General features: G+C 72.4%; 24 protein-coding genes. 13 read left to right on the plus strand and 11 right to left on the minus strand.

What is annotated here, in order from left to right; translation table 11 throughout:
- The first annotated feature begins 187 nt into the window (after positions 1–187).
- Positions 188–1,288 (plus strand): glutamate--cysteine ligase, encoded by a 1,101-nt coding sequence (locus tag ACWD0A_RS04170; protein ID WP_451294434.1) that lies wholly within the window; start codon positions 188–190, stop codon positions 1,286–1,288.
- A gap of 128 nt (positions 1,289–1,416) precedes the next feature.
- Here the strand turns inward: ACWD0A_RS04170 and ACWD0A_RS04175 are convergent, their stop codons facing one another.
- Together ACWD0A_RS04175 and ACWD0A_RS04180 are read right to left on the minus strand one after the other, a co-directional pair.
- Positions 1,417–1,941, minus strand: coding sequence for a hypothetical protein (locus ACWD0A_RS04175; RefSeq protein WP_451294436.1), 525 nt, complete (start codon positions 1,939–1,941; stop codon positions 1,417–1,419).
- A 150-nt stretch (positions 1,942–2,091) separates the two neighbouring features.
- Entirely contained in the window at positions 2,092–2,712 is a 621-nt protein-coding gene (locus ACWD0A_RS04180; RefSeq protein ID WP_451294438.1) for a hypothetical protein, read from the minus strand.
- Between the two features lie 487 nt (positions 2,713–3,199).
- Between ACWD0A_RS04180 and ACWD0A_RS04185 the strand changes: the two genes are divergently transcribed.
- Both ACWD0A_RS04185 and ACWD0A_RS04190 read left to right on the plus strand, forming a co-directional pair.
- Complete coding sequence (locus ACWD0A_RS04185; protein WP_451294440.1) at positions 3,200–4,804, plus strand: ABC-F family ATP-binding cassette domain-containing protein; 1,605 nt, start codon at positions 3,200–3,202, stop codon at positions 4,802–4,804.
- Between the two features lie 56 nt (positions 4,805–4,860).
- The gene (locus ACWD0A_RS04190) at positions 4,861–6,024 is read left to right on the plus strand and encodes an FUSC family protein (protein ID WP_451294442.1); all 1,164 of its coding nucleotides are present in this window, start codon (positions 4,861–4,863) and stop codon (positions 6,022–6,024) included.
- Between the two features lie 19 nt (positions 6,025–6,043).
- On the opposite strand, the gene ACWD0A_RS04195 is transcribed toward ACWD0A_RS04190, so the two are convergent.
- From ACWD0A_RS04195 to ACWD0A_RS04205, 3 genes are all read right to left on the minus strand, one after another.
- Positions 6,044–6,211 (minus strand): hypothetical protein, encoded by a 168-nt coding sequence (locus ACWD0A_RS04195; RefSeq protein WP_451294444.1) that lies wholly within the window; start codon positions 6,209–6,211, stop codon positions 6,044–6,046.
- A 24-nt stretch (positions 6,212–6,235) separates the two neighbouring features.
- Positions 6,236–6,592: a PRC-barrel domain-containing protein gene (locus ACWD0A_RS04200; RefSeq protein WP_451294446.1), complete on the minus strand. Its 357-nt coding sequence runs from the start codon at positions 6,590–6,592 to the stop codon at positions 6,236–6,238.
- Between the two features lie 147 nt (positions 6,593–6,739).
- A complete protein-coding gene (locus tag ACWD0A_RS04205) occupies positions 6,740–7,117 on the minus strand; it encodes a hypothetical protein (RefSeq protein WP_451294448.1) in 378 nt (125 codons plus the stop codon).
- Positions 7,118–7,344: 227 nt separating this feature from the next.
- On the opposite strand from ACWD0A_RS04205, the gene ACWD0A_RS04210 reads away from it, so the two are divergent.
- Together ACWD0A_RS04210 and ACWD0A_RS04215 are read left to right on the plus strand one after the other, a co-directional pair.
- Entirely contained in the window at positions 7,345–10,023 is a 2,679-nt protein-coding gene (locus tag ACWD0A_RS04210; RefSeq protein WP_451294587.1) for a SpoIIE family protein phosphatase, read from the plus strand.
- Positions 10,024–10,225: 202 nt separating this feature from the next.
- Positions 10,226–10,636: a DUF2267 domain-containing protein gene (locus ACWD0A_RS04215; RefSeq protein WP_451294450.1), complete on the plus strand. Its 411-nt coding sequence runs from the start codon at positions 10,226–10,228 to the stop codon at positions 10,634–10,636.
- 123 nt (positions 10,637–10,759) lie between these two features.
- Here ACWD0A_RS04215 and ACWD0A_RS04220 read toward each other — a convergent pair whose 3' ends face one another.
- Together ACWD0A_RS04220 and ACWD0A_RS04225 are read right to left on the minus strand one after the other, a co-directional pair.
- Positions 10,760–12,718, minus strand: coding sequence for an ABC transporter ATP-binding protein (locus ACWD0A_RS04220; protein ID WP_451294589.1), 1,959 nt, complete (start codon positions 12,716–12,718; stop codon positions 10,760–10,762).
- A gap of 94 nt (positions 12,719–12,812) precedes the next feature.
- Entirely contained in the window at positions 12,813–13,079 is a 267-nt protein-coding gene (locus tag ACWD0A_RS04225) for a hypothetical protein (protein ID WP_451294452.1), read from the minus strand.
- 33 nt (positions 13,080–13,112) lie between these two features.
- On the opposite strand from ACWD0A_RS04225, the gene ACWD0A_RS04230 reads away from it, so the two are divergent.
- The gene (locus tag ACWD0A_RS04230) at positions 13,113–13,415 is read left to right on the plus strand and encodes a hypothetical protein (protein WP_451294454.1); all 303 of its coding nucleotides are present in this window, start codon (positions 13,113–13,115) and stop codon (positions 13,413–13,415) included.
- A gap of 119 nt (positions 13,416–13,534) precedes the next feature.
- Here ACWD0A_RS04230 and ACWD0A_RS04235 read toward each other — a convergent pair whose 3' ends face one another.
- Positions 13,535–13,984, minus strand: a complete 450-nt coding sequence (locus ACWD0A_RS04235) for an SRPBCC family protein (protein WP_307717197.1) — start codon at positions 13,982–13,984, stop codon at positions 13,535–13,537.
- Between the two features lie 215 nt (positions 13,985–14,199).
- Here ACWD0A_RS04235 and ACWD0A_RS04240 point away from each other — a divergent pair, with 215 nt between their 5' ends.
- On the plus strand, positions 14,200–14,400 hold the full coding sequence (locus ACWD0A_RS04240; protein WP_451294456.1) for a type II toxin-antitoxin system VapB family antitoxin: 201 nt from the start codon (positions 14,200–14,202) through the stop codon (positions 14,398–14,400).
- Here the strand turns inward: ACWD0A_RS04240 and ACWD0A_RS04245 are convergent.
- Entirely contained in the window at positions 14,345–14,956 is a 612-nt protein-coding gene (locus ACWD0A_RS04245; RefSeq protein WP_451294458.1) for an MFS transporter, read from the minus strand. The genes ACWD0A_RS04240 and ACWD0A_RS04245 overlap by 56 nt on opposite strands.
- 69 nt (positions 14,957–15,025) lie before the next feature.
- Between ACWD0A_RS04245 and ACWD0A_RS04250 the strand changes: the two genes are divergently transcribed.
- The 6 genes from ACWD0A_RS04250 to pip all read left to right on the plus strand — a co-directional run bounded on the left by ACWD0A_RS04250 (position 15,026) and on the right by pip (position 19,301).
- Entirely contained in the window at positions 15,026–15,367 is a 342-nt protein-coding gene (locus ACWD0A_RS04250) for a hypothetical protein (protein WP_451294460.1), read from the plus strand.
- Between the two features lie 114 nt (positions 15,368–15,481).
- The gene (locus ACWD0A_RS04255) at positions 15,482–15,856 is read left to right on the plus strand and encodes a hypothetical protein (protein WP_451294462.1); all 375 of its coding nucleotides are present in this window, start codon (positions 15,482–15,484) and stop codon (positions 15,854–15,856) included.
- Between the two features lie 335 nt (positions 15,857–16,191).
- Positions 16,192–16,527 (plus strand): hypothetical protein, encoded by a 336-nt coding sequence (locus tag ACWD0A_RS04260; protein ID WP_307717215.1) that lies wholly within the window; start codon positions 16,192–16,194, stop codon positions 16,525–16,527.
- Positions 16,528–16,801: 274 nt separating this feature from the next.
- Complete coding sequence (locus ACWD0A_RS04265) at positions 16,802–17,617, plus strand: endonuclease/exonuclease/phosphatase family protein (RefSeq protein ID WP_451294464.1); 816 nt, start codon at positions 16,802–16,804, stop codon at positions 17,615–17,617.
- A gap of 201 nt (positions 17,618–17,818) precedes the next feature.
- A complete protein-coding gene (locus ACWD0A_RS04270) occupies positions 17,819–18,193 on the plus strand; it encodes a pyridoxamine 5'-phosphate oxidase family protein (protein ID WP_451294591.1) in 375 nt (124 codons plus the stop codon).
- A 142-nt stretch (positions 18,194–18,335) separates the two neighbouring features.
- Positions 18,336–19,301 carry a prolyl aminopeptidase gene (gene pip / locus ACWD0A_RS04275; RefSeq protein WP_451294466.1) on the plus strand — a complete coding sequence of 322 codons (966 nt, stop codon included), beginning with the start codon at positions 18,336–18,338 and terminating at the stop codon, positions 19,299–19,301.
- 62 nt (positions 19,302–19,363) lie between these two features.
- Here the strand turns inward: pip and ACWD0A_RS04280 are convergent, their stop codons facing one another.
- Positions 19,364–20,404, minus strand: a complete 1,041-nt coding sequence (locus tag ACWD0A_RS04280) for an ABC transporter ATP-binding protein (RefSeq protein WP_451294468.1) — start codon at positions 20,402–20,404, stop codon at positions 19,364–19,366.
- Positions 20,401–22,005, minus strand: coding sequence for an ABC transporter permease (locus tag ACWD0A_RS04285; protein ID WP_451294470.1), 1,605 nt, complete (start codon positions 22,003–22,005; stop codon positions 20,401–20,403). Before ACWD0A_RS04285 ends, ACWD0A_RS04280 begins: the two co-directional genes overlap by 4 nt.
- Between the last annotated feature and the right edge of the window lie 4 nt (positions 22,006–22,009).

The raw sequence follows: 22,009 nt of genomic DNA on the forward strand, positions 1-22,009 counted from the left end.
CGCGACGTGGACAGCGCCTGGCGGACGAGCCGTGGCACCGCCGCCTTTCGGGCGACGCCACCGTGCTCCTGCGCCGCTCGCACGCTCCGCCCCGTGACACTCGATCATGGCTGCCGGTGCTCCGGGCGCCACATGCGTCAGGGCGCGAGCGTCCTGGCTTCCGACGATGCGAGGCTGCGAGGGCTGTGTGGAGCCGGTCACCCTGGGGTTGGAAGAGGAGTACCTGCTGCTCGACCCGGACACGGGCCTGCCCGTGCCGCTGGCGGAGCAGGTGAGGTCGGCCGCCGGACTCGCCCCGCTCGTGGACGCCAAGGAGCTGCAGTCCGAGCTGCTGCAGGTACAGGTCGAGGTCGCGACCAGGATCTGCACCGAGCTGAAAGAGGCCGGGGGACACCTTCTGCGCCTGCGACATGCGCTGGGGGCCGCCGCGGAGGCGAACGGATGCCGGCTGGCCGCCTGCGGCACACCGCCCCTGAGGGGGGCCGAGCCGGCCCGGGTGACCGAGAAGTCGCGATACCGCGCCATGCAGGTGCAGGCGCCGCAGCTCGTCGCCGAGCAACTCGTCAACGGGCTGCACATCCACACCGCCGTGCCGTCCCCGGAGGTCGGCGTCGCCGTCCTGAACCGGTTGCGCGGCTGGTTGCCGGTCCTCGTCGCCATGTCCGCGAACTCGCCGTTGTGGGACGGTCACGACACGGGATTCGCCAGCTGGCGCACCGTGGTCTTCGGCCGCTGGCCGGTCAGCGGGCCCCCGCCCGCCTTCACGGACCTCGCGGACCACGAGGCGCGCGTCGAGACGCTGCTCGACAGCGGGATCATCCGCGACACCGGGCAGTTGTACTGGCAGGCCCGCCTGTCGGACCGCTTCCCGACCATCGAAGTACGGTGTCCCGACGTGCAGTTGCGCGCCGACGAAGCGGTCATGTTCGCGGGCATCGTGCGTGCCCTCGTCACCACGGCGATCAGCGACGCCGAAGCGGACGTGCCCCTGCCCTCCATCGCCCCCGAGGTGCTGCAGGCGGCGAACTGGCAGGCCGCCCGTCACGGCCTCGGCGGCAGTCTGATCACCGCGGCCGGCGAGCGCCGCAGCGCCGGTGACCTCGTCGCACTGCTGATGGAACACATCACGCCCGCGCTGGACGCCGCGGGCGACACCCGGGAGGTCGTCTCCCTCGTCCACCGGTTGCTCCAGCAGGGCACACCGGCCGACCGGCAGCGGCGGGCCCTGGCCGAAGGCGGCCTGAAGGCGGTGACGGACCTGATCGTCTCCGAGACCTTGGCGTTGTGAACGGGACCGGGCGTACGGGAAGGGGCTCCGGCCGTTGTGGCCGGAGCCCCACCGGGCTCACCCGCGGCCCGGGGCGGTGGACCGCTGCTCGGACGTCGGAGCGGCCCGCGTCCGCGCACCGGGGCGCCTCACCCGTGCAACGCCGCTGTCACGCCCTCAGCAGTTCCTGATGTGCCAGACAGGCGTCCAGTAGTAGCTGCGGGAGTAGCTGAACGGTGCGGGCGTGACGTAGTGGACGCCGCCGCTGCTGTTGTAGAAGGTCGCCCGGGTGCCGCGCGTCTGGTGTTGATCCACGATCCGTAGCCGCCCCACGGCATAAACCGCTTGCCGCAGTAGTACCAGCGCAGGGCGTCGCCCTGGTAGGTCTGGCCGCTGTAGGCGCAGAACCAGCCGCTGTAGACGGAGCCCTCGAGACACGGGTCGGCCGCGATCCGGCTGCCGTCGCCCGAGGCGAAGTCCCTCGGGTGCCGCTCGCCGGGTACGGTGACCAGGAGTTCGCCCCGGCCGTTGAGGTCGATCTTGTTGAGCGCGACCTGCTTCCCCCCGGTCCTCTTCACATAGCGGTCCACCTTCGCCTGCAGCGAGGCGGTCTGTGCCGTGGTCAGGTTCGCGGTCGCGGCCTCGGACGGGGCGGCGACCGCATCTTCACTCAAGGACCCGGACGTTCCCGTTCCCGCGAGCCCACCGACCGGCCTCCGCAGAGGCCGAGCCGTGCCTCGCGACCAGGACCTGACCTGCGCGGACCCGTCGCCCGGCCTTCCGTCGTGCCACGCTGCGGCACGGGCGTCCGGGCGACAACGGGTTCAGTGCAGCTTGTTCACGGCTGTGACCGTGGTCTTCTTGAAGTCGGCGACCTGGGCGTGCTCGAAGGTGCCCATCTGGGCCCAGCGTACGAACGTCACCGTCCTGTCGTCCCGGCCGACCGAGAAGAGGGAGATGTCGGACGCACCCCATGTGTGCCGGGTGTGGATGCCGAGGACATGCGCACCTTCCTCGACGTCGAGCCGGCCGTAGTCCCTCGCCGTCGCGGTGACGTCCGGGTCCTGTTCCATGAGTTCGGCCGCGCATGCGGTCAGGTTCTTCCGCCACAGCGCCGCGAGCTGCTTCGCGCGGGTGGCGCTGCGCTCGACGACGGTCACCTGGAGTGCGTTGGTGTCGAACTCGGTCCAGTACTGCCGGTGCTGGGAGATGGAGGGCAGGGCCGGACCCACGCACATGGGGAGCGGATCGGGCTGTCCGGCCGTGACCGGACCGGCGTACCAGGCCGAAGTCGGGTGCGGCGGCAGCTTCTTGGGCGCGAGGAACCGCGGTGCTGCCGAGGACGCCGCCGCGGCCGGCACCGAGGTGGCGACGAGGCCGGCGACGGCGGCGACTGCCGCGACCGCGGCCGCAGTGGTACGGGACGGACGGATACGGGCGTTCATGGTTCCCCCCATGGTGTGAGAAGCACGGTGAGACGTGCGGGCATGCGAGCACATGCGGTCGGGATCCGGAGCCGGTGGACATGCGGGGCGCTGCCGCCACCGCGGCGACCCGGCGTAGCGGTCCCCTCAGCATCTGCGGCGGCACCGCACGATGCAACGGTCACGGCTCCCAACGGTGGGGTGAAACGGTTCCACCCCGGCCGGCCTGGCGGAACGCACGGGGGTGAAATGCCTCGCCCCACACGGCGGAGCCGTCCCGGCGGGCGCGACGCGCCATGGTGAGAGGACGGAGCCCCGCCACGCGTGTTCCCCGGCTCCTGCCCTGCCGCCTCCGGCGGTCCGCCGTATCCCGCTGCTGCGGAAAACCGGATGCGCCGCCGACAGGGCACCGGTTACGGTCGCCGCATGTCTACGCCCCGCATTTCCTAGCCGAGGACCCGCTTCCGCGCCAGAAGTGTGTCCTTTCGCTGTTCCGGAGCGTACATTCATGATCACCATTCGTGGTGTCGAGCTGCGTGCGGGCGCCCGCCTGCTCCTCTCCGACATCTCCCTCACCGTCTCTCCCGGCGACCGCATCGGCCTGGTCGGCCGCAACGGCGCCGGCAAGACGACCCTGATGACCGCCCTCGCCGGGCACACCGAACCCGCCGGCGGCACGGTCACCGTCACCGGCCCGGTCGGCTACCTCGCACAGGACTCCCGCGCCGCCGACCCGGCGGTCACCGTCACCGACCGGATCCTCTCGGCCCGTGGCCTCGACCGGACCCTGCGGCGGCTCCGCGCGGCCGAGGCCGCGATGGCCCGGGCAGGCGGACCCGCCGAGCTGGAGCGGGCGATGCGCACCTATGCCCGTGCCGAGGCCGCTTTCCAGGCCGGCGGCGGGTATGCCGCGGAGGCCGAGGCCGCCCGGGTGGCGGCGGGGCTCGGTCTGCCCGACCGGGTCATGGGCGACCCGGTGGGCACGCTGTCCGGCGGGCAGCGGCGCCGGGTCGAACTGGCGCGGATCCTGTTCTCCGGCCACGACGGCACCCTGCTCCTCGACGAGCCGACCAACCATCTCGATGCCGACTCCGTCGGCTGGCTGCGCTCCTTCCTCCAGGGCCGCAAGGGCGGACTCGTGGTCGTCAGCCACGACACCGCCCTGCTCGCCGACGTCGTCAACCGGGTGTTCCACCTGGACGCGGACCGCGCCACCATCGACGTCCACAACACCGGCTGGAACGCGTACCTCGCACAGCGCGCGGCGGACGAGCGGCGCCGCACCCGCGAGCGGGCCAACGCCGAGCGCAAGGCCGTGGCCCTCCACGCCCAGGCGGACAGGATGAAGGCCCGGGTGGCCACCGCGGTGGTGGCGAAGAACATGGCGCGGCGCGCCGACCGCATGCTGGCCGGGCTCGAACCGGTCCGGCGGGCGGAGAAGGTCGCGAGGATCCGGCTGCCGGAGCCGGAACCGTGCGGCCGGATGCCGCTGGGAGCCGTCGGCCTGACCAAGTCGTACGGCGACCACCGGGTCCTCACCGGTGTGGACCTGGCCGTGGACCGGGGCAGCCGCCTGGTGGTCCTCGGCCTCAACGGCGCCGGCAAGACCACCCTCCTGCGCATCCTGGCCGGCGCGGAGGAACCGGACGCGGGCCGCGTGGTGCACGGGCACGGTCTGCGGATCGGCTACTTCGCCCAGGAGCACGACACCCTCGCCCGGGACCGCACGGTGCGGGAGAACCTGGCCGGCGCCGCCGCCCATCTGACCGACGGTGAACTGCGGCGGGTGCTGGGGGCGTTCCTGTTCTCCGGAGACGACGCCGACAAGCCCGCCGCGGTGCTGTCCGGCGGCGAGAAGACCCGCCTGGCCCTGGCCGGGCTCGTCCACTCCGGCGCGAACGTACTGCTGCTCGACGAGCCGACCAACAACCTCGATCCGGCCTCCCGCGGCGAGGTCGTGGCCGCGGTCGGCTCCTATCCCGGAGCCATCGTGATGGTCACCCACGACGAGGGCGCCATCGACGCTCTGCGGCCCGACCGCGTACTGCTGCTGCCGGACGCGGACGAGGACCTGTGGAGCGAGGAGTACCGGGACCTGGTCTCCCTGGCCTGACCCGCCGCCCCGTGGCACGGGTGTGGGGGTCGGGGTTCCGTGGCACATGCACCGACATGGTGCGACGACTGCGTGTGGCGGAAGCGGTGCGGCAGGAGGCCCGGTCGGCGGGGCGCGCGGTGCGCCTCGCCTGGGGCCGGCCGGGACGTGAGCGCGATCTGGTGCTCCAGTCGCTCAAGGCGGGCCTCGCCGCACTCATCGCCTGGATGATCGCCGGCCGGCTGCTGCAGGCCCCGCTGCCGTTCATCGCCCCCTGGGTGGCGATCGTCCTGGTGCGCTCGACGGTGTACCAGTCCGTCGCCCAGGCCCTGCAACAGCTGGGTGCCATCGCGGTGGGCACGGTCCTGGCCACCGCCGGCGGGATGACGCTGGGCAGCCCGACGCCGGCCATGGCCGTCGTGCTGCCCGTCACCCTGCTGCTGGGCAACTGGCCGAGACTGGGCGACCAGGGCATCTACGGCGCCACCGCGGCGCTGTTCGTGCTGACCTCCGGCGACCCGAGCGTCGACGCGGCGACCGCGCGGCTGCTGGAGTCGCTGCTCGGAGCGGCGGTGGGCGTGGGCGTGAACATGCTCGTCCTGCCCCCGGTGCATCTGCGGAGCACCCAGGCGGCCGTAGGGGCGGTGATCGACGAGGCGACGCAGACGCTGACCGCTGTCGCCGACGGGCTGCACGGTTCCTGGGGCCACCGGGAGGCCCGCGACTGGGACGAGCGGGCACGCCGTCTCTTCTCCCTCATCAGGCAGGCGCGATCCGCCCTCGACCGCGGAAGGGAGAGCACCTGGCTCAACCCGGACCGGCGCAACCGCGCGGAACTGCGGCGCCGGCACGGCTCGTTCACCCATACCGTCCACGTGCTGGAACAGCTCAGCGACTACCTCAGCGACCTGACGCGCACCCTGATGGAGGCGTCGGACGACCGCACCGGCAGGCCGCGGCCGGAAGAAGGGGTGACGGCGCTGTACACGCGGTTCCTGCACGACGTCGCGGCCGCGGTCGAGGTCTACGGGGAACTCGTCACCGGCGACGACAGGTCGGCGCGGCTGCGTCTGCGCCAGGCGGTCGACGAGGTCCACGCGGCACAGCGGCGTCTGCGCGAACTGCTGGCGACGAAAGGCGCCGGCGGTCCCGAGTGGATGGCCCTGTACGGGTCGCTCCTGGTGGACGCACGAAGAGTGGCCGATCAACTGCTCGAGGAACCGCCGGAGGACACCATGTGAGCGCGGTCGTCCCGCGGACTCAGCGGGTCGGGCGCCGGGCGGAGCGCCGCCAGTGCAGGGCGAGGTGGACGAGAGCGCCCACAAACACCACGATCCCGATGACGAGCAGGTACAACAGTCCTTCGGCTACGGCACCGATGATGCCCAGCACGATCGCCGCGATGACGAGTGCCAGGAAGAGCGTCATGACGCAGACCCCTCTCCCTGGCGTTCAGCGGCGGGCGAGCTGGCGCTCACCGTTGGCGCCCGGCCGGTAGGCGAGGCCGTAGTGCGCGAACACCGCGGGCTCGTCCTCGGCGGGCAGCACGTCGTCCGTGCCGATGGCGGGGCACTTCTTCACCAGCGCCCTGTCGTAGCCGACCTTGACGTATCCCGGTCCCACGACCGCGCCGTCCAGGGGGACGAAGACCAGGCGCTGCCGGGTGGGCAGACCGATCTGGACGGTGGCCATGGCGGGCTCGTCCGTGCTGGTGTCGACGTAGATCGCTTCCAGCGCGCCGATCCTGCGACCGCCCGGGTCGACGACGTTGTGGCTGCGCCACTCACGGATATCGGCGATCTGGATCATCCCGAGTTCCCTTCACGCGAGCGTGGTGCCCGTATCCGGTGCACTTCCCAGCGTGCCCCGCAGGGCCGGTCTCCACCAGCCTGAGCAGCCCCTTCGCGTCCGGCGGAAGTCCGAGCACGGTCCGCCTGCACGCGCACGGGGAACGCGCTAGCGGCGTCCCGCCCGCCGGTGCAGCAGTCTGCGGAGCCGGCGCCGCACGAGCAGGGTGGGCGACGGGCCGGACTGCGGGGGCCGTCCAGGGCTGAGCAGGGGGACGAGCGGCATCAGGTAGCGCGCTCCGGCGCTCTCCATCATGCACTGGGGCGTCTCTTCGGGACCTTCCCCAGGGGCGATCAGGATGCGGAACGGCCGGGGCGGATCCCCGGGCAGTTCGGCCTCGAGCGCCGTGGTGGTCTTGACCCGTCCCCTTCGGCAGGCCACCACTTTGCCGTCCACCAGCACCTCGACCTCGGGGCGTGCGCCCCGGAGCTGCACCGTGACGGAGTGGCCGTCCTGATCGAGGTGGAAACGCCGGCCGCCTGCCATGACCTGCCTCCTGTCACTGGCGCCCCGTGGTCCCAGGGTAGCGAGGACACGGGCGGCGGAGGAACGACGCGTCTTCGGGCAGGAGGAGCCGTGCGACGGCCGCCCGATCCCGGTCCGGATTTCGGTGGTAGAAAGAGTTCATGGGTGCCTTTGGCCGAAATACGGCAGGGATCCGGCCATCGGCCTCCCAGTCGTCGGTCTCCCGGCCGGGACGGCGCTCACGTTCCCTGTTCGGCGTGCACACGGTCGCCGGGCAGGTGTTTCTTCTGCAGTTGGCGATCGTGGTGCTGCTCGTCACCGCGGCGGCGGTGTCGCTCGTGCTGCAGGGCCGGCGCGCCGGTACGCAGGACGCGCGGACACGCTCGTTCAGCGTCGCCGAGGCGTTCGCCCACTCCCCGGGCATCGTCGCGGCGCTGGAGAGCCCCGATCCCACCGCGATTCTGCAGCCGTTCGCGGAGGAGACCCGGAAGAGCACCGGCGTCGAATACGTCGTCGTCTCCGACCGCAACGGCATCCGCTACACCCATCCCGACCCGTCGTTGATCGGGAAACACATCATCGGTCCGTACAAGGAGGCGGTCGAGGGCCGTGGCTTCACGAGCACGTTCACCGGGAGCCGTGGACCGTCCGTGAACTCCGTCGTGCCCGTCCAGCGGCCCGACGGCACCGTCGTCGGACTCGTCTCCGCGGGGATCACGGTCGAGAACGTCAACGCGCTGGCCAACCGTGACGTGCCCGTGCTGCTGGCCGCCGCCGCGGCCGCGCTCGTCCTCACCGCCGCCGGCGCGGCGCTGGTCAGCCGGCGTCTGCGGCGTCAGACGCATGGTCTCGGCCCGGCCGAGATGACGCGGCTGTACGAGCACCACGACGCGGTGCTCCACTCCGTGCGCGAAGGCGTGCTGATCATCGGCAGTGACGGGAGCCTGCTGCTCGCCAACGACGAGGCGCGCCGGCTGCTCGACCTGCCCCCGGACGCGGAGGGCAGGACGGTGACGGACCTGGGCCTGGACGCCGCGACCGCCGAGCTGCTCGCCTCCGGCCGGGCGGCGTCGGACGAGGTACGGGCGGCGGGGGGCCGGCTGCTGGCCGTCAACCTGCGTCCCACGGCCGCGGGAGGGCAGGCTGCCGGAACGGTGGCCACTCTGCGGGACACCACGGAGCTGACCGCCCTGGCGGGCCGCGCCGAAGAGGTACGCGAGCGGCTGCTCCTGCTCTACGAGGCCAGTGCACGCATCGGCACGACGCTGGACGTGACCCACACCGCGGAGGAACTGACGGAAGTGGCGACCCCGCGCTTCGCCGACGTCGTGACGGTCGACCTCGCCGCGCCCGTACTGGGCGGGGAGGAGCCGGGAGCGGAGGAGGAGACCGGTCCGGTGATCGACATGCGCCGCACGGCCATCGCGGGGGCGGGTGCGGACCACCCCTTCCATCCCGCCGGCCGGGACATGGGATTCGTCCCCGCGGATCCCCGGGTCGTGGGGATGAGCAGCGGCCGTTCCCTGCTGGTTCCCGACGTGACCACCGCGCGGGGCTGGCGGGAGCAGGACCCCGAGCAGGCGGCGAGGATCCTCGAGTACGGCGCCCACTCCCTGATCTGCGTACCCCTGCACGCCCGCGGTGTCGTCCTCGGGATGGCGAACTTCTGGCGCGTGCGGAATCCGCTCCCGTTCGACCAGGACGATCTGTCGTTCGCGGAGGAACTGGTGGCACGGGCGGCGGTGTGCGTCGACAACGCCCGCCGCTACACGCGCGAGCACGGCCTCGCCGTGACGCTGCAGCGCAGTCTGCTGCCCGGCGCCCTGCCCGAGCAGAGCGCGCTGGACGTGGCGTCCCGGTATCTGCCCGCCCGGGCCGGAGTCGGCGGCGACTGGTTCGATGTGATCCCGCTGCCCGGTGCGCGCGTGGCGCTCGTCGTGGGGGACGTGGTCGGACACGGCCTGCACGCGGCCGCGACGATGGGACGGCTGCGCACCGCCGTGCACAACTTCGCCGGCCTGGATCTGCCGCCCGACGAACTGCTCGCGCGCCTGGACGAGCTGGTGTCGAGGATCGACCAGGGAGAGTCCGCCGAAGGGGCCGGCACGGCCGTCACGGGGGCCACCTGCCTGTACGCGATCTACGATCCGGCGGCAGGGACCTGCACGGTGGCCAGGGCAGGACACCCGGGGCCCCTGCTGGCGCTGCCCGACGGCACCGTGGAGGCGCCGGACGTGCCCGCCGGGCCGCCGCTCGGCCTCGGAGGGCTGCTGTTCGAGGCCCAGGAGCTGCGGGTTCCCGAGGGGAGTCGGCTGGTGCTGTTCACGGACGGTCTGGTCGAGTCCCGCGAGCGGGAATTCGACACCGGTCTCGCCATGATGCGCCGCGTGCTCGCGAGCGGCGAACGGTCCGCGGAGGAGACGTGCGCGGACCTGATCGCGGCGATGCTGGTCACCCCGCCGGGGGACGACGTGGCCCTGCTCGTGGCCACCACTCGCAGGCTGGACCCGGCGCACGTGGGGGAGTGGGACGTGGAACCCGATCCCGCCGCGGTCTCCGTCGTCCGCAGGGACGTCGGCCGCTGGCTCGCGGACCAGGGCCTGGACGAGGAGGCCTTCGCCGCGGAACTGATCCTCAGCGAACTGGTCACCAACGCCATCCGCTACGGCGGCCCACCGATCCGGGTCCGTCTGCTGCTCGACCGGACGCTCATCTGCGAGGTGTCCGATGCGGGCCGCAGCGCACCCCATCTGCGCTACGCGACGACGACCGACGAGGGCGGCCGCGGCCTGTACCTCGTCGCCCAGTACGCCGAGCGCTGGGGCACCCGTTACACCGCCGGCGGCAAGGTCATCTGGTCCGAGCAGAAGCTCGGGGCGGGGGACCAGACGGTCTTCGCGTGGGACCCGGAGCTGCTGGGGCTCTGACGGCGGCGAGGCGTCCGGCGCGCCGCTTACAGCGCCTTGTCAGCCGATGGTTGACATCGCTCTTGTCGTCGTTTGGACGACATGTAAAAATGTGGGCGCGGTGAAGCGCTTGGCACCACCGACTCGACCGACCGTGTTCGTCACGCAGCCCGCACCGTTGCTCCGCGGTGTCCGGACTGCCTGTCAGGAAAGGACCACCAACGTGCACTGGCAGCAACTCGTCCAGCAGGTGCGGTACTCGGGCCGGTATGCCACCGGCGCCGAAGCCGAACGCGTTCTGCGCGCGGTGCTGACTGTCCTGGGCGGACACGTCAGCAGTGACGAACGCTGTGAACTGGCGGGCCTGCTGCCCGAGGAAGCGGCTGCGGTGATCAGTCGTCAGATCCCGCTGACCCAGCCGCTCAGCGCACCCGGCTTCGTCGACGCCGTCGCCGCGCGCCTCGCTCCCCTCAGCCGTCCCGAGGCGCGCTGGGCCACCAGCACGGTCCTGACGCTCGTCGCCGAGCACGCCGGCGAGGACCTCACCCGCCGCATCCTCGCCGAACTGCCCCGCGGCTACGCCCTCCTGTTCGGCCTGGCCGAACTCGCCCCGGCTCCCGCCGCGGCCGCGTGAACGACCGGCACCGCGCCGCGCCTTCCGGAGCCAGGGCGTCACCACACCGAGGTACGCCAGGCGGCGCGTGCACCCCTGGGGTACACGCGCCGGCCCGTCCGGCCGATGCGCTGGTCCGTGGCGTCACGCGTCGGCCGGTGCCCCGGGCCGGGGGACCGTACGGCTGCCGGCCGGGGCGTACTGGGCCGCCTGGGTGCGGAACATGGCGGCGTAGCGCCCGTTCGCGGCCATCAGCTCGTCATGGCTGCCGTGCTCGACCATGCGGCCCTGGCCGAGGACGTAGATCGTGTCGGCGTGCCGGACGCCGGACATGCGGTGGGTGACCAGGACGACGGCTCGCCGGGGGCCCGCGAGACGGCGGATGCGCTCGAACGCCTCGATCTCCGCCTCCGGGTCCAGCGCGGAGGTCGGCTCGTCGACGATCAGGACGCTGTCGGCGCCGCTGGTCCCGGCCCGCCAGTGGGTGCGGGCCAGGCCGATCTTCTGCCATTCGCCGCCGCTGATCTCCGAGGCGCCGCGGAACACCCGGGCCAGCAGCGTGCGCAGGCCGTGGGGAAGCCTCGCGACGACCGGCGAGGCGCCGGCATAGCCGACCGACGGCTCCAACTCCTCGTCGGTGGCGTCCCGCTGGGGGCGCCCGATCCGGATGTTCATCGCGGCCGTCACCGGCCAGCGCTGGAAGTCCTGCGTCAGCAGGCAGACCCGCTCGAAGACCTGCGCGCGGTCGAGCCCGGCCAGTTCCGCACCACCCCAGCGAACGGACCCGGAGTGCGGCAGCAGCAGCCCCGCGAGGATCTTCATCAAGGTGCTCTTGCCGGACCCGTTCTCGCCCACCACCGCGATCACGGACCCCATCGGGACGGACAGCGACACGTACTCCAGCGCCGGTTCGTCCCGGTCGGGGTAGCGGTAGCAGACCTTGTCCAGGACGATGCCGTCCACCCGCGCGGGCACACACGCTCCGCCCCGGGGGATGGCGTGCCGAGCCGCCTCGACGAGGAACCGGTCGTGGTCCTGGACGTACAGGGACTCCTCGTGCAGCTGGTTGACGTTCATGACGAGCGCACCCAGGCTCGCCGAGCCCGACCGGACGGCGATCACGGCGGTGCCCGCGACCGCGAGTTCCATGTGCCCGGCCACGATGAGCCACCCCATCACGGCGTACGTACCGGCCATGGCCACGCCGGAGAGCGCCGCGGCCACCAGTTCGGTGACCGCCTTGTCGTCGGCGAGCCGCCTCTGTTCGGCCTCGGCGCTCTCGGCCATGTCGCGGTAGCGGTCCAGGAGGAACGCGCCGACGGCATGGATCCGCACCTCCTGGGCCGCGGTGCGCTCGGTCAGGAGACTGCCGATCAGGCGGCCGGCGCGTACGTGCTCGACCCACGTCATCACCGACACGTACCGCTCCTGGGCCACCCGCATCGCGCCCCACCCGCGCGGCGCCGCGATCAGCAGCAGCATCGGCAGCAGGGCAGGGTGCAGGACCGTCAGGACGCCGGCCGTGGCGATCAGGGCGATCGTGCCGTTGAGCGCGGCGACGCAGGCCCCGATCATGCGCCGGGCGGAGGCGGCCCCGTACTGTGCCACGTCGATCAGGCGGCGGAACGCCGGGTCCTCGATCGCCTCCAGCTCCACGGCGGTGGCCGCCGCCAGGTACTCGGTGGTGGCCATCCGCTCCACGAGCGGCTCCAGGCGCCCGGCCCGGGACGTGGACCAGCCCGCCAGGCCGGCGTTGACCACGGCGACGGCCGCCGCGGTGATCAGGGCGGGCAGCGCCGCGCGCAGCCGGTCGACCGGGTCGCCGGAGCCGAGCAGGGCGTGCATCACCGCATTGACCGCCAGCAGGGTCACCGCCGCGGCGACACCCTGCCCGACCTCGCTGATGCCGACGCCCAGCAGCGACGGCCGGTCCGCGCGCCAGGCCCGGCGCAGCGTCCCGAACACCAGCCGCGGCATGGCGCGGATGGCCGTGACCATGGTCAGGTCCAGCGCGGCCCGCTCGTGTTCGGACCAGCCCATGTCGTACCGGAGCGGCCCCCCGAACAGTTCCTCCTCGGCAGCCGAGACCTTCGGCTCGGCCATCCGCACCCGCCCGAGATACCTCCTCACGCGACATCACCCCGCGGGGTGGCGGGAGGTGGTAACAGGTCGTTGTTCCCCGTGCTTCTTCGATCGGTCATGAAGAAGGAGATGCCCACAGAACGCGCTCGGGCAACTGCCCCTGGTACCCGTGCCTTTGGCGCAGGTGTGCGTCAGCGCTCGTGGTGCACGGCGTCCTCACGATGGGCGGCCGGTACGTGTGGAGCCAGCGCTCCGTGCGCGCGACGTGGGCGGCCGCCGCGTTCGCGGCCGCGGCCGCGGCCGGGTCGCGGTTGGCCGGCGCGGTGACGATCGCCCGGTGGTCCTCGTCGCTCGCGCGCTTGAACGCCGGTCCTTCGGGCATGGTGAACACCTGGACACCCTTGAAGAGGCCGCCATGATCGACGGCTGCTCACGGTTCGGCGCCCTGTTCCGGGTCCTGCTGCCGGGCATCGTCGCGGCCTTCATCTTCAACTTCGTCAACTGCTGGAACGAGCTGTTCCTCTCCGTCACGCTGATGAACAGCGACGGCAACAAGACCGTGCCCACGGTACTGAACGGCTTCATCTCCAGCTTCACCATCGACTGGGGCTCGATGTCCGCGGCGGCGGTCCTGACGATCCTGCCCACCATGGTCCTCTTCGCCTTCGCCAGCCGGCACATCGTCCAGGGCCTGACGGCGGGTGCGGTGAAGGCGTGACCGGCGTGAGGCGCCGGCCCCGTACGGGGCCCGGTCACCACGCAGGTGTACCGCCGGGCGGTTTCCCGCCCGGCGGTACACCTCACGCGACGCTCTCGCGGGGGCACAGCCCCGGGACGTCAGACCGTGCCGCGCCAGGCCCCGTCGGCCACGCCGCGGGACTCGATGAACTGCTTGAAGCGGCTCAGGTCACCGGACGTCCGGTGCTTGACGAACCCCAGCTTGTCGCCGACGTTCTCCGTGATGCCCGCCGGGTCGAAGTCCATCTGCAGCATCACCTTCGTGCGCGCGTCGTCGAGACGGTGGAAAGTGACCACACCGGCCTGCCGCACGTCGCCGTCGACGGTGGTCCACGCCACGCGTTCGTCCGGGATCTGCTCGGTGATCCGGGCGTCGAACTCGCGCTTGACGCCCGCGATTTCGGTCACCCAGTGGGTGAGCGTGTCGGTCCGCTGCTCGATCCGCTCGACACCCTCCATGAAGCGCGGGAACGTCTCGAACTGGGTCCATTGGTTGTAGGCCGTGCTGACCGGTACATCGACCTCGATCGACTGCTCGACCTTCGACATCGAATGCCGTCCTTCCGTGGTGACTTGGTGCGCCCGCGGCGTCAGGGATGCCACGGGCGTGGGTTCCACGTCGCCCCGGGTACCCGAGGCGACGGCCCGTATGCCTGCCGCGGCTTCTTCGGCCGCCGGATCGGCACCTCCCGCACCACCGGCGCCGAGACCAGAGCCCTCCCGACGACTAGAGTTCCGAAGGGGATCAGGACAGAGGGGGCGGAGTGGCCAAGGTCAACATCAGTCTCGATGCCGAGCTGGTCGTGGAAGTGATGGTCCTGGCGGGGATCGGATCCCCGCAGGACGCCGTCGAAGCAGTCGTACGCGACTACATCGCCCGCGGGCACCGCACCGAGACCCGTACCGGGTTCACGGACCGGAAGCTGCGGGAGGCCGCGAGCCGGCCGGAGGAGCCACAGGGCTGATCGCCTTCCGCGGTGCGCCGGGCGGCTGTTGGGTGAGCGGCGGCCGCTCGCAACGGGATACGAGGGTGGCGAGGAGCAGGGCGGCGCAGGCGACGAGGGACGAGCCGCGCCAGCCGAGGGCTCCGAGCACGGGCGCGGCGACGGCGGTGCCGAGGGCTCCGGCGATGAAGTACAGCACCAGGTAGACGCTGCTGAGGCTGCCGCTGCGCTCGGGGTCGACGGCGATGATCCAGCTCTGGTTGGCCGCCTGGGCGGCGAAGCATCCGGCGTCGAAGAGGGCGAGACCGAGCGCGGTGACCAGGGGGGTGCCCAGCCCGGTGGCCAACAGAGCGGTTCCGGCGGACGCGGCCAGCAGGCCGGCGGTGATCACGGTGCGGGCCGTGCAGCGGTCGGTGAGCCGTCCGGTCAGCGGAAGGACGGCGAAGCCGAGCAGTCCGCCCAGGCTGTAGAGCCCGATCTCGGACGGGGCGAGCGAGTGGGGCTGCTGGGCGAGGGCGAGGGTGAGGGTGACCCAGACGAGGTTGAAGGCGAAGTACCACAGGCCGCCGGTTGCCACCGCGCGGCGTCCGTCGAGACGAGCCCGGCGGGCTCCGCGGTGATCACACCGGACGACGGAGGGTGGCTCGTGCGCACCAACCACTTCCTCGGCCCCGCCCTCGCCGCCGGTGAACTGCGGGGACGGCGCGAGCCGGAGACCTACGACCGGCACCGCCTGCTCACGGCGCGGGTGCTCGGCCACCCGGGCCCGGACGGCCCCGACGACCTCGCCGGACTGCTCACGGCCCACCGGGACGACGGAGCCGAGGTGTGCTGCCACGCACCGGAGGGAGGCGCGCTGGGCACCCGATGGGCGACGCTGGCCACCGTCGCGGTGGACCCGGCAGAGCGACGGCTCCTCGTGCACGAGGGCGGTCCGTGCTCGGCACGGCCGTCGGAGTGGACACCGGTCACCGCGCCGATGCCCTGAGCCGGCCGCACGCGAAGGAGCCGGTCCGCGGTGGCCCCGCGGCCGGCTCGCCGGTGTGTGTCCGGGCCGCCGAGTGCGTAGCCGAGGATCGCCGTGCCGCCGGAGGTGATGTTCATGAGCGAACGGGCCGGAGCGTACGCGGAGGCCGGCACGACCTCGGCGAGCAGCCCCAGCCGTGTGCCGGTCGCCAGCGACTGGAAGAACCCCAGCACCAGCAGCAGTCCGAACCGGACGGCCAGGGGCAGGCCCGGAACCGCCTGCGCGGCGACGCCCGCGACCGAGGCGAACTGGAGCGCGACGACGGTCCGTCGCGGCCGCCTCCCGTCCGCGACCGACATCAGGGTCAGCGCTCCGACCACCGTCGCGAACGTGGCGCCGTACATGCTCACGGCCGTCAGGAAGGGCGAACCTGTCTCGTGGTCGACCAGGGTGCCGAGTGCGAAGCCCGACACGGTGCTCGCGGCCACCGACAAGGCGAAGCTGGAGTAGAGGCCGGTGAACTCGCTGTTGCGTAGCAGTTCGCGATAGCCGGTGGTGGGCACGGAGGGCGAAGGGGGAGCGGGGGCGTCAGAGGGCATGAAAAAAGCCTCCGGACGCGTGCACTGCCGCACCGAAGGCCAACTCCCTCATTTTAACAGCTCGTCGGGGTGGCGGGGTTCACACCGCGGGCGCGGCGAGCCGTTTGCGCCTCGCACACATATGTTTGTCTCTCATGTGACGAGATGCCATAGGGGGCATTCGGGTGGTAAACAGCCCGCACCGCAACTGCGCGAGCCAGCCCGGCAGTCCTCCTCATCAGTTGCACGACAACCGAGGAGGTACGCATGAACAGCGGACAGGCTTCCACCATCGCTCCGGTCGCGAGCTCGGCGTTCGACCACTACCGCTTCCCCGGAGCCCTCGTCGACGACCCAGGGACGACGCACATCTCCTACGACGGCCTGGAGTCCGGTGACTACGTGCTGCCCGCCCCCGACCCCGGCCGGCGCGTCCCCCTGCCGCTGGAGCCGGCGGACCGGCGTCGCCTGGACCTGCACGCCGCGCTGACCACCGCGGGCATCGCGCCGCTTCCGGGTGATCTGGCGGCGATCGAGGCACTGTGCACGCTGGACGACACCACCCACGCCGCACTCCAGCGGTGGATCACCCGCTGCCTGTGACTCGCAGGCGGGCATCCGCGCCGGACAGTGGGCGGACCAGGGCGCTCCGGGCCGGATCACCCTCCGTGATCCGGCCCGGACGCGCAGAGCGAACCGGGGCGCGCGAGCGGGCTGTCCGTCCGCGGGGGTGCGGCCCCGATCGGCATCGCGCCGCCGAGCCGTCTCCCGCGGGTTCCTCGGGAGACGGCCGTGATTCCGCCGGTATGCGGACATGTTCATCAACGCCTGTCAACAAGTGACCAGTTCAAAGGCCGTCGTGGAACAGGGGTGCTTCATGAGTCGTTGGTTCGGCAGATCCGTCATGGTCGCAGTGCTGACCCTCGCGTCGACGGCCGTCGTGCCCACGTCGCCGGCGGCCACACCGAGCCGGGACCTCACGGTCGCGACCTACAACATCCACCACGGCGCGGACGCCCATGATGTCCTCGACCTGGAGCGCATCGCGGACGTCGTCCGGGACAGCGGTGCGGACGTCATCGGTCTGCAGGAAGTCGACCGGCACTGGTCCTCACGGAGCGAGTTCGTCGACCAGGCCGGCCGGCTGGCCGATCGGCTCGACATGCACGTGGTCTACGGGGCCAACCTCGACCTCGATCCGGCGCAGGCCGGCCAACCGCGCCGCCAGTACGGGACCGCGATTCTGTCGCGCTTCCCGATCCTCGACTCCCGCAACACGCTCCTGCCCCGGCCGGAACAGGGCGAACAGCGCGGCCTGCTGGAAGCCGACATCATGGTGCGCGGCACCATCATGCGATTCCTGAACACGCATCTGCAGCACACCTCGCAGGCCGAACGGCTCGCGCAGGTGGACGCGATCAACGACATCGTCGACGATTCCGACCGCCCCACCGTGCTGGTCGGCCTCAACGCGGCACCCGGCACCACCGAGATCGCGGCGGCCACGAAGCACCTCGACGACACCTGGCTCGCCGCCGGGCGAGGCGACGGGTTCACGTACGACTCGCTGAACCCGCACGTGCGCATCGACTACGTCCTCGTCTTCCCGGGCATCGACGCCCGCCGAGCGGACGTCCTCCCCACCCACGCCTCCGATCACCTGCCTGTCCGGGTCGACATCAGCCTCCCGTGACGACCGGCAGCGGCACTTCCGGGACGTGCCCCGCTGGGTGGCCCCAGAGGGCCTCGGTCCGCGGTACCAGGACCGGAGGCCGATGTGCGCCGCTCCCGGGCCCGGTAGCTTGCCGATCATGAACATGGACCGTCAACCCCGCACCGCCGTCCGGCGCAAGCGCGATTCCTGGAACGGCTGGAGCGGGAGCGGGACGTCTGGATCGCCTCGGCCGGTGCCGACGGAACGCCCCACCTGGTTCCGTTGTGGTTCCGGTGGGACGGCGAGGCGCTCTGGCTCTCGACCCGGATCACCCATCCGACCGGACGCAACCTGCGCGAATCCGCCCGCGCCCGGCTCGCTTTCGGTGACACCGCCGATGTCGTGCTCATCGACGGGACGGTGGAGACCTTCACCGTGCAGGGGGTACCCGCCGCCGCGGCGGACGCCTGCGCGGAGGAGTGGGGCTGGGATCCGAGGCGAGACGCGGGCTCCTACGCGTACTTCAGAGTGCTGCCGCGGGCGGTGCAGGCATGGCACGGCGAGCACGAGTTGCGCGGTCGGCGCCTGATGCGCGACGGGGCATGGGCCGTCTGAAAGCGCCGCCGCTCGCCGCTCGCCGCCCGGCGAGCGACGGGCGACGGGCGGCGCCGGCAATCTCCGTACCGTCGGGCAGTGGTCGGCTTGTAGTGTGGTCGGCTTGTGCCTGTCGACGCACGCGACGAAGGAGAGCCACGCCATGGCCGGGCCGTACCCTCCGATCGAACCCTACGACCGCGGCATGCTCGACACCGGCGACGGGAACCTCGTCTACTGGGAAGTGTGCGGCAACCCGGCGGGCAAGCCCGCCCTCGTCGTCCACGGCGGACCCGGTTCGGGCTGCACGGAGGGCTCGCGCAGGTCGTTCGACCCGGAGCGGTACCGGATCATCCTCTTCGATCAGCGCGGGTGCGGCCGCAGCACACCCCACGCGAGCGATCCCGCCACGGACATGGGGCTCAACACCACCGGGCACCTGATCGCCGACATGGAGCGGCTGCGGGAACACCTGGGCGTCGAGCGGTGGTTGCTCTTCGGCGGCTCGTGGGGGTCCACGCTCAGTCTCGCGTACGCCGAGCGGTATCCCGAGCGGGTGTCGGAGATCGTCCTCGTCGCCGTCACCAGCACCCGGCGCTACGAGATCGACTGGCTCTACCGGGGTGTGGGCCGGTTCTTCCCCGAGGCGTGGGAGCGTTTCCGGGACGGAGTTCCCGAGGCCGACCGGGACGGCGACCTCGTCGGGGCCTACGCGCGCCTCATGGAGAACCCCGACCCGGACGTGCGCGCCAAGGCGGCGGCGGACTGGTGCGCCTGGGAGGACGCGGTCGTCTCGGCGGAGCCCCAGGGCCGGCCCAACCCGTACGGCGACAGGCCGTCCCCGGCCAGGCTGGCGTTCGTGCGGATCTGTTCGCACTACTTCGCCCACGGGGCCTGGCTGGAGGAAGGCAGGCTGATCCGGGACGCGGGGCGTCTGGCGGGCATCCCCGGCGTCCTGATCCACGGCCGCCTCGACATGAGCGGGCCGCTCGACACGGCCTGGGAACTCGCCGGTGCCTGGCCCGGTGCGGAACTGGTGGTCGTCGAGGACTCCGGACACCTGGGCAGTGCCGCGATGCGCACGGCGATGTACGGGGCGTTCGAGCGGTTCGCGCAGCCGGCGCGCTGACCGGTCGGCCCGCGAACCAGTGCCCGCTCCGTCGGGCCACCGCGCCGGCGGGGGCGACCGCGTCAGGTCAGCAGGCTTGCCTCGCCCGTGACACGGATGCCCGCACGGTCCCCGGGACGCACGGCGACCGGCCCCGACACGCGTACCTCCACCGGCTCGTCGAGGCCGTCCACGTCCACGGTGATCATGGCGTCGTGGCCGTAGAAGTCGACCTGCGACACCGTGCCCCGGGCTGCTGCCGACTCCGGTGCGGTGAGCCGGAGTTGTTCCGGACGCAGCACCACGGTGCCGGCCGGCGAGCCGGGCGCGCAGGAGAGGGGGAGTCGACCGAGTGGCGTCTCGGCGCAGCCGTCGTCCGCCGTGCCCGGCAGCAGCACGGCGTCGCCGACGAAGCCGGCCACCCAGGGGTCCGCCGGGCTGCGGTAGAGCTCCTGGGGGGTGTCGCACTGGGCGACCCTGCCGCCCCGCACGACGGCGACGAGATCGGCCGTGGAGAGGGCTTCCTGCTGGTCGTGGGTGACCAGGAGCGCGGTGGCGCCGGTCGCCCTCAGGGCGGCGCGGACATCCGTCCGGACACCGGCCCGCAGGGCACTGTCGAGGGCGTTGAACGGTTCGTCGAGCAGGACCAGTTCCGGTTCCGGCGCCAGTGCGCGGGCGAGCGCGATGCGCTGCTGCTGGCCGCCGGAGAGCTCGTGCGGCATGCGGTCGCCGTATCCGCCGAGGCCGACCAGATCCAGCATCTCCTCCGTACGCCGCCTTCGGGCCGTGCGGTCCAGCCCGGACAGGCCGAAGGCGACGTTGCGCGCCACGGTCAGGTGCGGGAACAGCGCGCCCTCCTGCGGGACGATGCCGACCCGACGGTGCTCCGGCGGCACATGGGTGCCCGGTGCCGTGAGGATGCGTCCGCCGACCGTGACGGTGCCTGCGTCGGCGCGCAGGAACCCGGCGACGATCCTCAGCAACGTGGTCTTCCCGCAGCCCGAGGGTCCGAGTACGGCCGCGAACGCGCCGCCCGGGACGGTGAGGTCCAGGCCGTCGAGGACAGGCGCACCGGTTTCCCGGTCGTACGCCTTGGACACGCCGGTGATCTGAAGGTCGGTCATGTGCGGTGCCTCCCGAGGAGGTACGAGGGGACGGCAGCCAGCAGAATCAGCGTGGCGGCGTAAGGGGCGGCCGCGGCGAAGGAGCCGGTCCCGGTCTCCGTCCAGAGCCGTGTGGCCAGGGTGTCCATACCGGTGGGGCGCAGCAGCAGGGTGGCGGGCAGTTCCTTCATACAGACCACGAAGGTCAGGGCGGCTCCCGCCGCGACGCCGGGAGCGGCCAGCGGCACGGTGACCTCGCGCAGGACCCGGAGGGGGCCGCGGCCGAGCGAGCGGGCCACGTCCTCCAGAACGGGCGGGGCCTGGAGCACCGCGGCGCGGGTGGCCGCCACCGCGACCGGCAGGAACAGCACGGCGTACGCGCCGACCAGCAGCGGCAGTTCCTGGTAGAGGGGCTCGGCGTAGCGGACGGCGAAGAAGACCAGCGACAGGGCGACGGTGATGCCCGGCAGGGCGTGGCCCGCGTACGCGGACTGTTCGAGCAGAGACGCGGTCCGGCCCCGGTGGCGGGCGGCGACGACCCCGACCGGCAGGGCGAGCAGGGTCGTGAGTGCCGCGCCCGCGGCGCCGACCGCCAGCGTCGTGCCGGCGGTGTCGAGCAGGCCCGTGGGATCCCAGGTCGCGGAGTTGCCGACGGCCAGCCAGTAGGCGAGTGCCGCCAGCGGAGTGACGACGGTGACCGCGGTGACCGCGGCGCACCAGGCGAGCGCGGGCGCCCGCCAGGGACCGAGCGGCACGGGGACGGCCGGACGCGCCGTGCCGGTGCCGGTTCTGGCATGACCGGCGCGTCCTCGGGTGCGTGCCTCCGCGGCGACGAGTGCGACCGTCATGATCACGAGGACCACACTCAGCGCGGCGGCCGGGGTGCGGTCGAAGCTGGCCCGGTAGGACGTATAGATGCCGCGGGTGAAGGTGTCGTACCGCATGAGCGACACGGCACCGAAGTCGGACAGCACGTACAGGGCGACCAGCACCGAGCCGCCTGCCGCCGCGGGGCGCACCTGCGGCAGTGTGACCCGCACGAAGGTACGCAGCGGCCCGGTCCCGAGCGAGCGGGCCACCTCCTCCTGCGCGGGATCGATGCCGCGCAGAGCGGCGGTGACGGGCAGGTAGACGTACGGGAAGCTCACCAGCGTGAGGGCCAGTGCGGAGCCCGTGAACCCGGCGAGTGCGGGGAACGCGGACAGCCAGGCGAACGCCGCGACGTAACTGGGCACCGCCAGCGGCAGGGTCACCAGCACCGACCAGGCCCTGGCACCCGGCAGGCGCGTGCGCACGGTCAGCCACGCCAGGGACACACCCAGCACCAGACACACCGTCACGACGACGGCGGCGAGTCCCAGACTGCGGCCGAGCAGAAGCGCTGTGCGCTGGTCGGCGACGACGTCCCAGGCGAAGGCCGGTCCGCGGTCGAGTGCGCGCACCGCGAGGTAGCCGAGTGGCAGGAGCGCGAACAGCGCTGCGACGGCGGCCGGGACGACGAGAGCGGCGGGCGGTCTGCGCCCGGGGCCGCCCGCGGCACGCGGGCGTCGCCCGGCCGGCCGGAGAGGACCGGCCGGCCGCGCGACGGAATCCGTCGGAACGGAAGGTTTCGTGGTGGGCACGCCG

It is taken from the genome of Streptomyces sp. NPDC002867 (assembly GCF_053591895.1).

Excerpts from the sequence above, each read along its gene's own strand:
- ACWD0A_RS04180 (WP_451294438.1), bottom strand. The coding sequence starts at position 2,712 with ATGAACGCCCGTATCCGTCCGTCCCGTACCACTGCGGCCGCGGTCGCG.
- ACWD0A_RS04185 (WP_451294440.1), top strand. The coding sequence starts at position 3,200 with ATGATCACCATTCGTGGTGTCGAGCTGCGTGCGGGCGCCCGCCTGCTC.
- ACWD0A_RS04190 (WP_451294442.1), top strand. The coding sequence starts at position 4,861 with ATGGTGCGACGACTGCGTGTGGCGGAAGCGGTGCGGCAGGAGGCCCGG.
- ACWD0A_RS04195 (WP_451294444.1), bottom strand. The coding sequence starts at position 6,211 with ATGACGCTCTTCCTGGCACTCGTCATCGCGGCGATCGTGCTGGGCATC.
- ACWD0A_RS04200 (WP_451294446.1), bottom strand. The coding sequence starts at position 6,592 with ATGATCCAGATCGCCGATATCCGTGAGTGGCGCAGCCACAACGTCGTC.
- ACWD0A_RS04205 (WP_451294448.1), bottom strand. The coding sequence starts at position 7,117 with ATGGCAGGCGGCCGGCGTTTCCACCTCGATCAGGACGGCCACTCCGTC.
- ACWD0A_RS04220 (WP_451294589.1), bottom strand. The coding sequence starts at position 12,718 with ATGGCCGAGCCGAAGGTCTCGGCTGCCGAGGAGGAACTGTTCGGGGGG.
- ACWD0A_RS04225 (WP_451294452.1), bottom strand. The coding sequence starts at position 13,079 with ATGCCCGAAGGACCGGCGTTCAAGCGCGCGAGCGACGAGGACCACCGG.
- ACWD0A_RS04230 (WP_451294454.1), top strand. The coding sequence starts at position 13,113 with ATGATCGACGGCTGCTCACGGTTCGGCGCCCTGTTCCGGGTCCTGCTG.
- ACWD0A_RS04235 (WP_307717197.1), bottom strand. The coding sequence starts at position 13,984 with ATGTCGAAGGTCGAGCAGTCGATCGAGGTCGATGTACCGGTCAGCACG.
- ACWD0A_RS04255 (WP_451294462.1), top strand. The coding sequence starts at position 15,482 with ATGAGCGAACGGGCCGGAGCGTACGCGGAGGCCGGCACGACCTCGGCG.
- ACWD0A_RS04260 (WP_307717215.1), top strand. The coding sequence starts at position 16,192 with ATGAACAGCGGACAGGCTTCCACCATCGCTCCGGTCGCGAGCTCGGCG.
- ACWD0A_RS04265 (WP_451294464.1), top strand. The coding sequence starts at position 16,802 with ATGAGTCGTTGGTTCGGCAGATCCGTCATGGTCGCAGTGCTGACCCTC.
- pip (WP_451294466.1), top strand. The coding sequence starts at position 18,336 with ATGGCCGGGCCGTACCCTCCGATCGAACCCTACGACCGCGGCATGCTC.
- ACWD0A_RS04280 (WP_451294468.1), bottom strand. The coding sequence starts at position 20,404 with ATGACCGACCTTCAGATCACCGGCGTGTCCAAGGCGTACGACCGGGAA.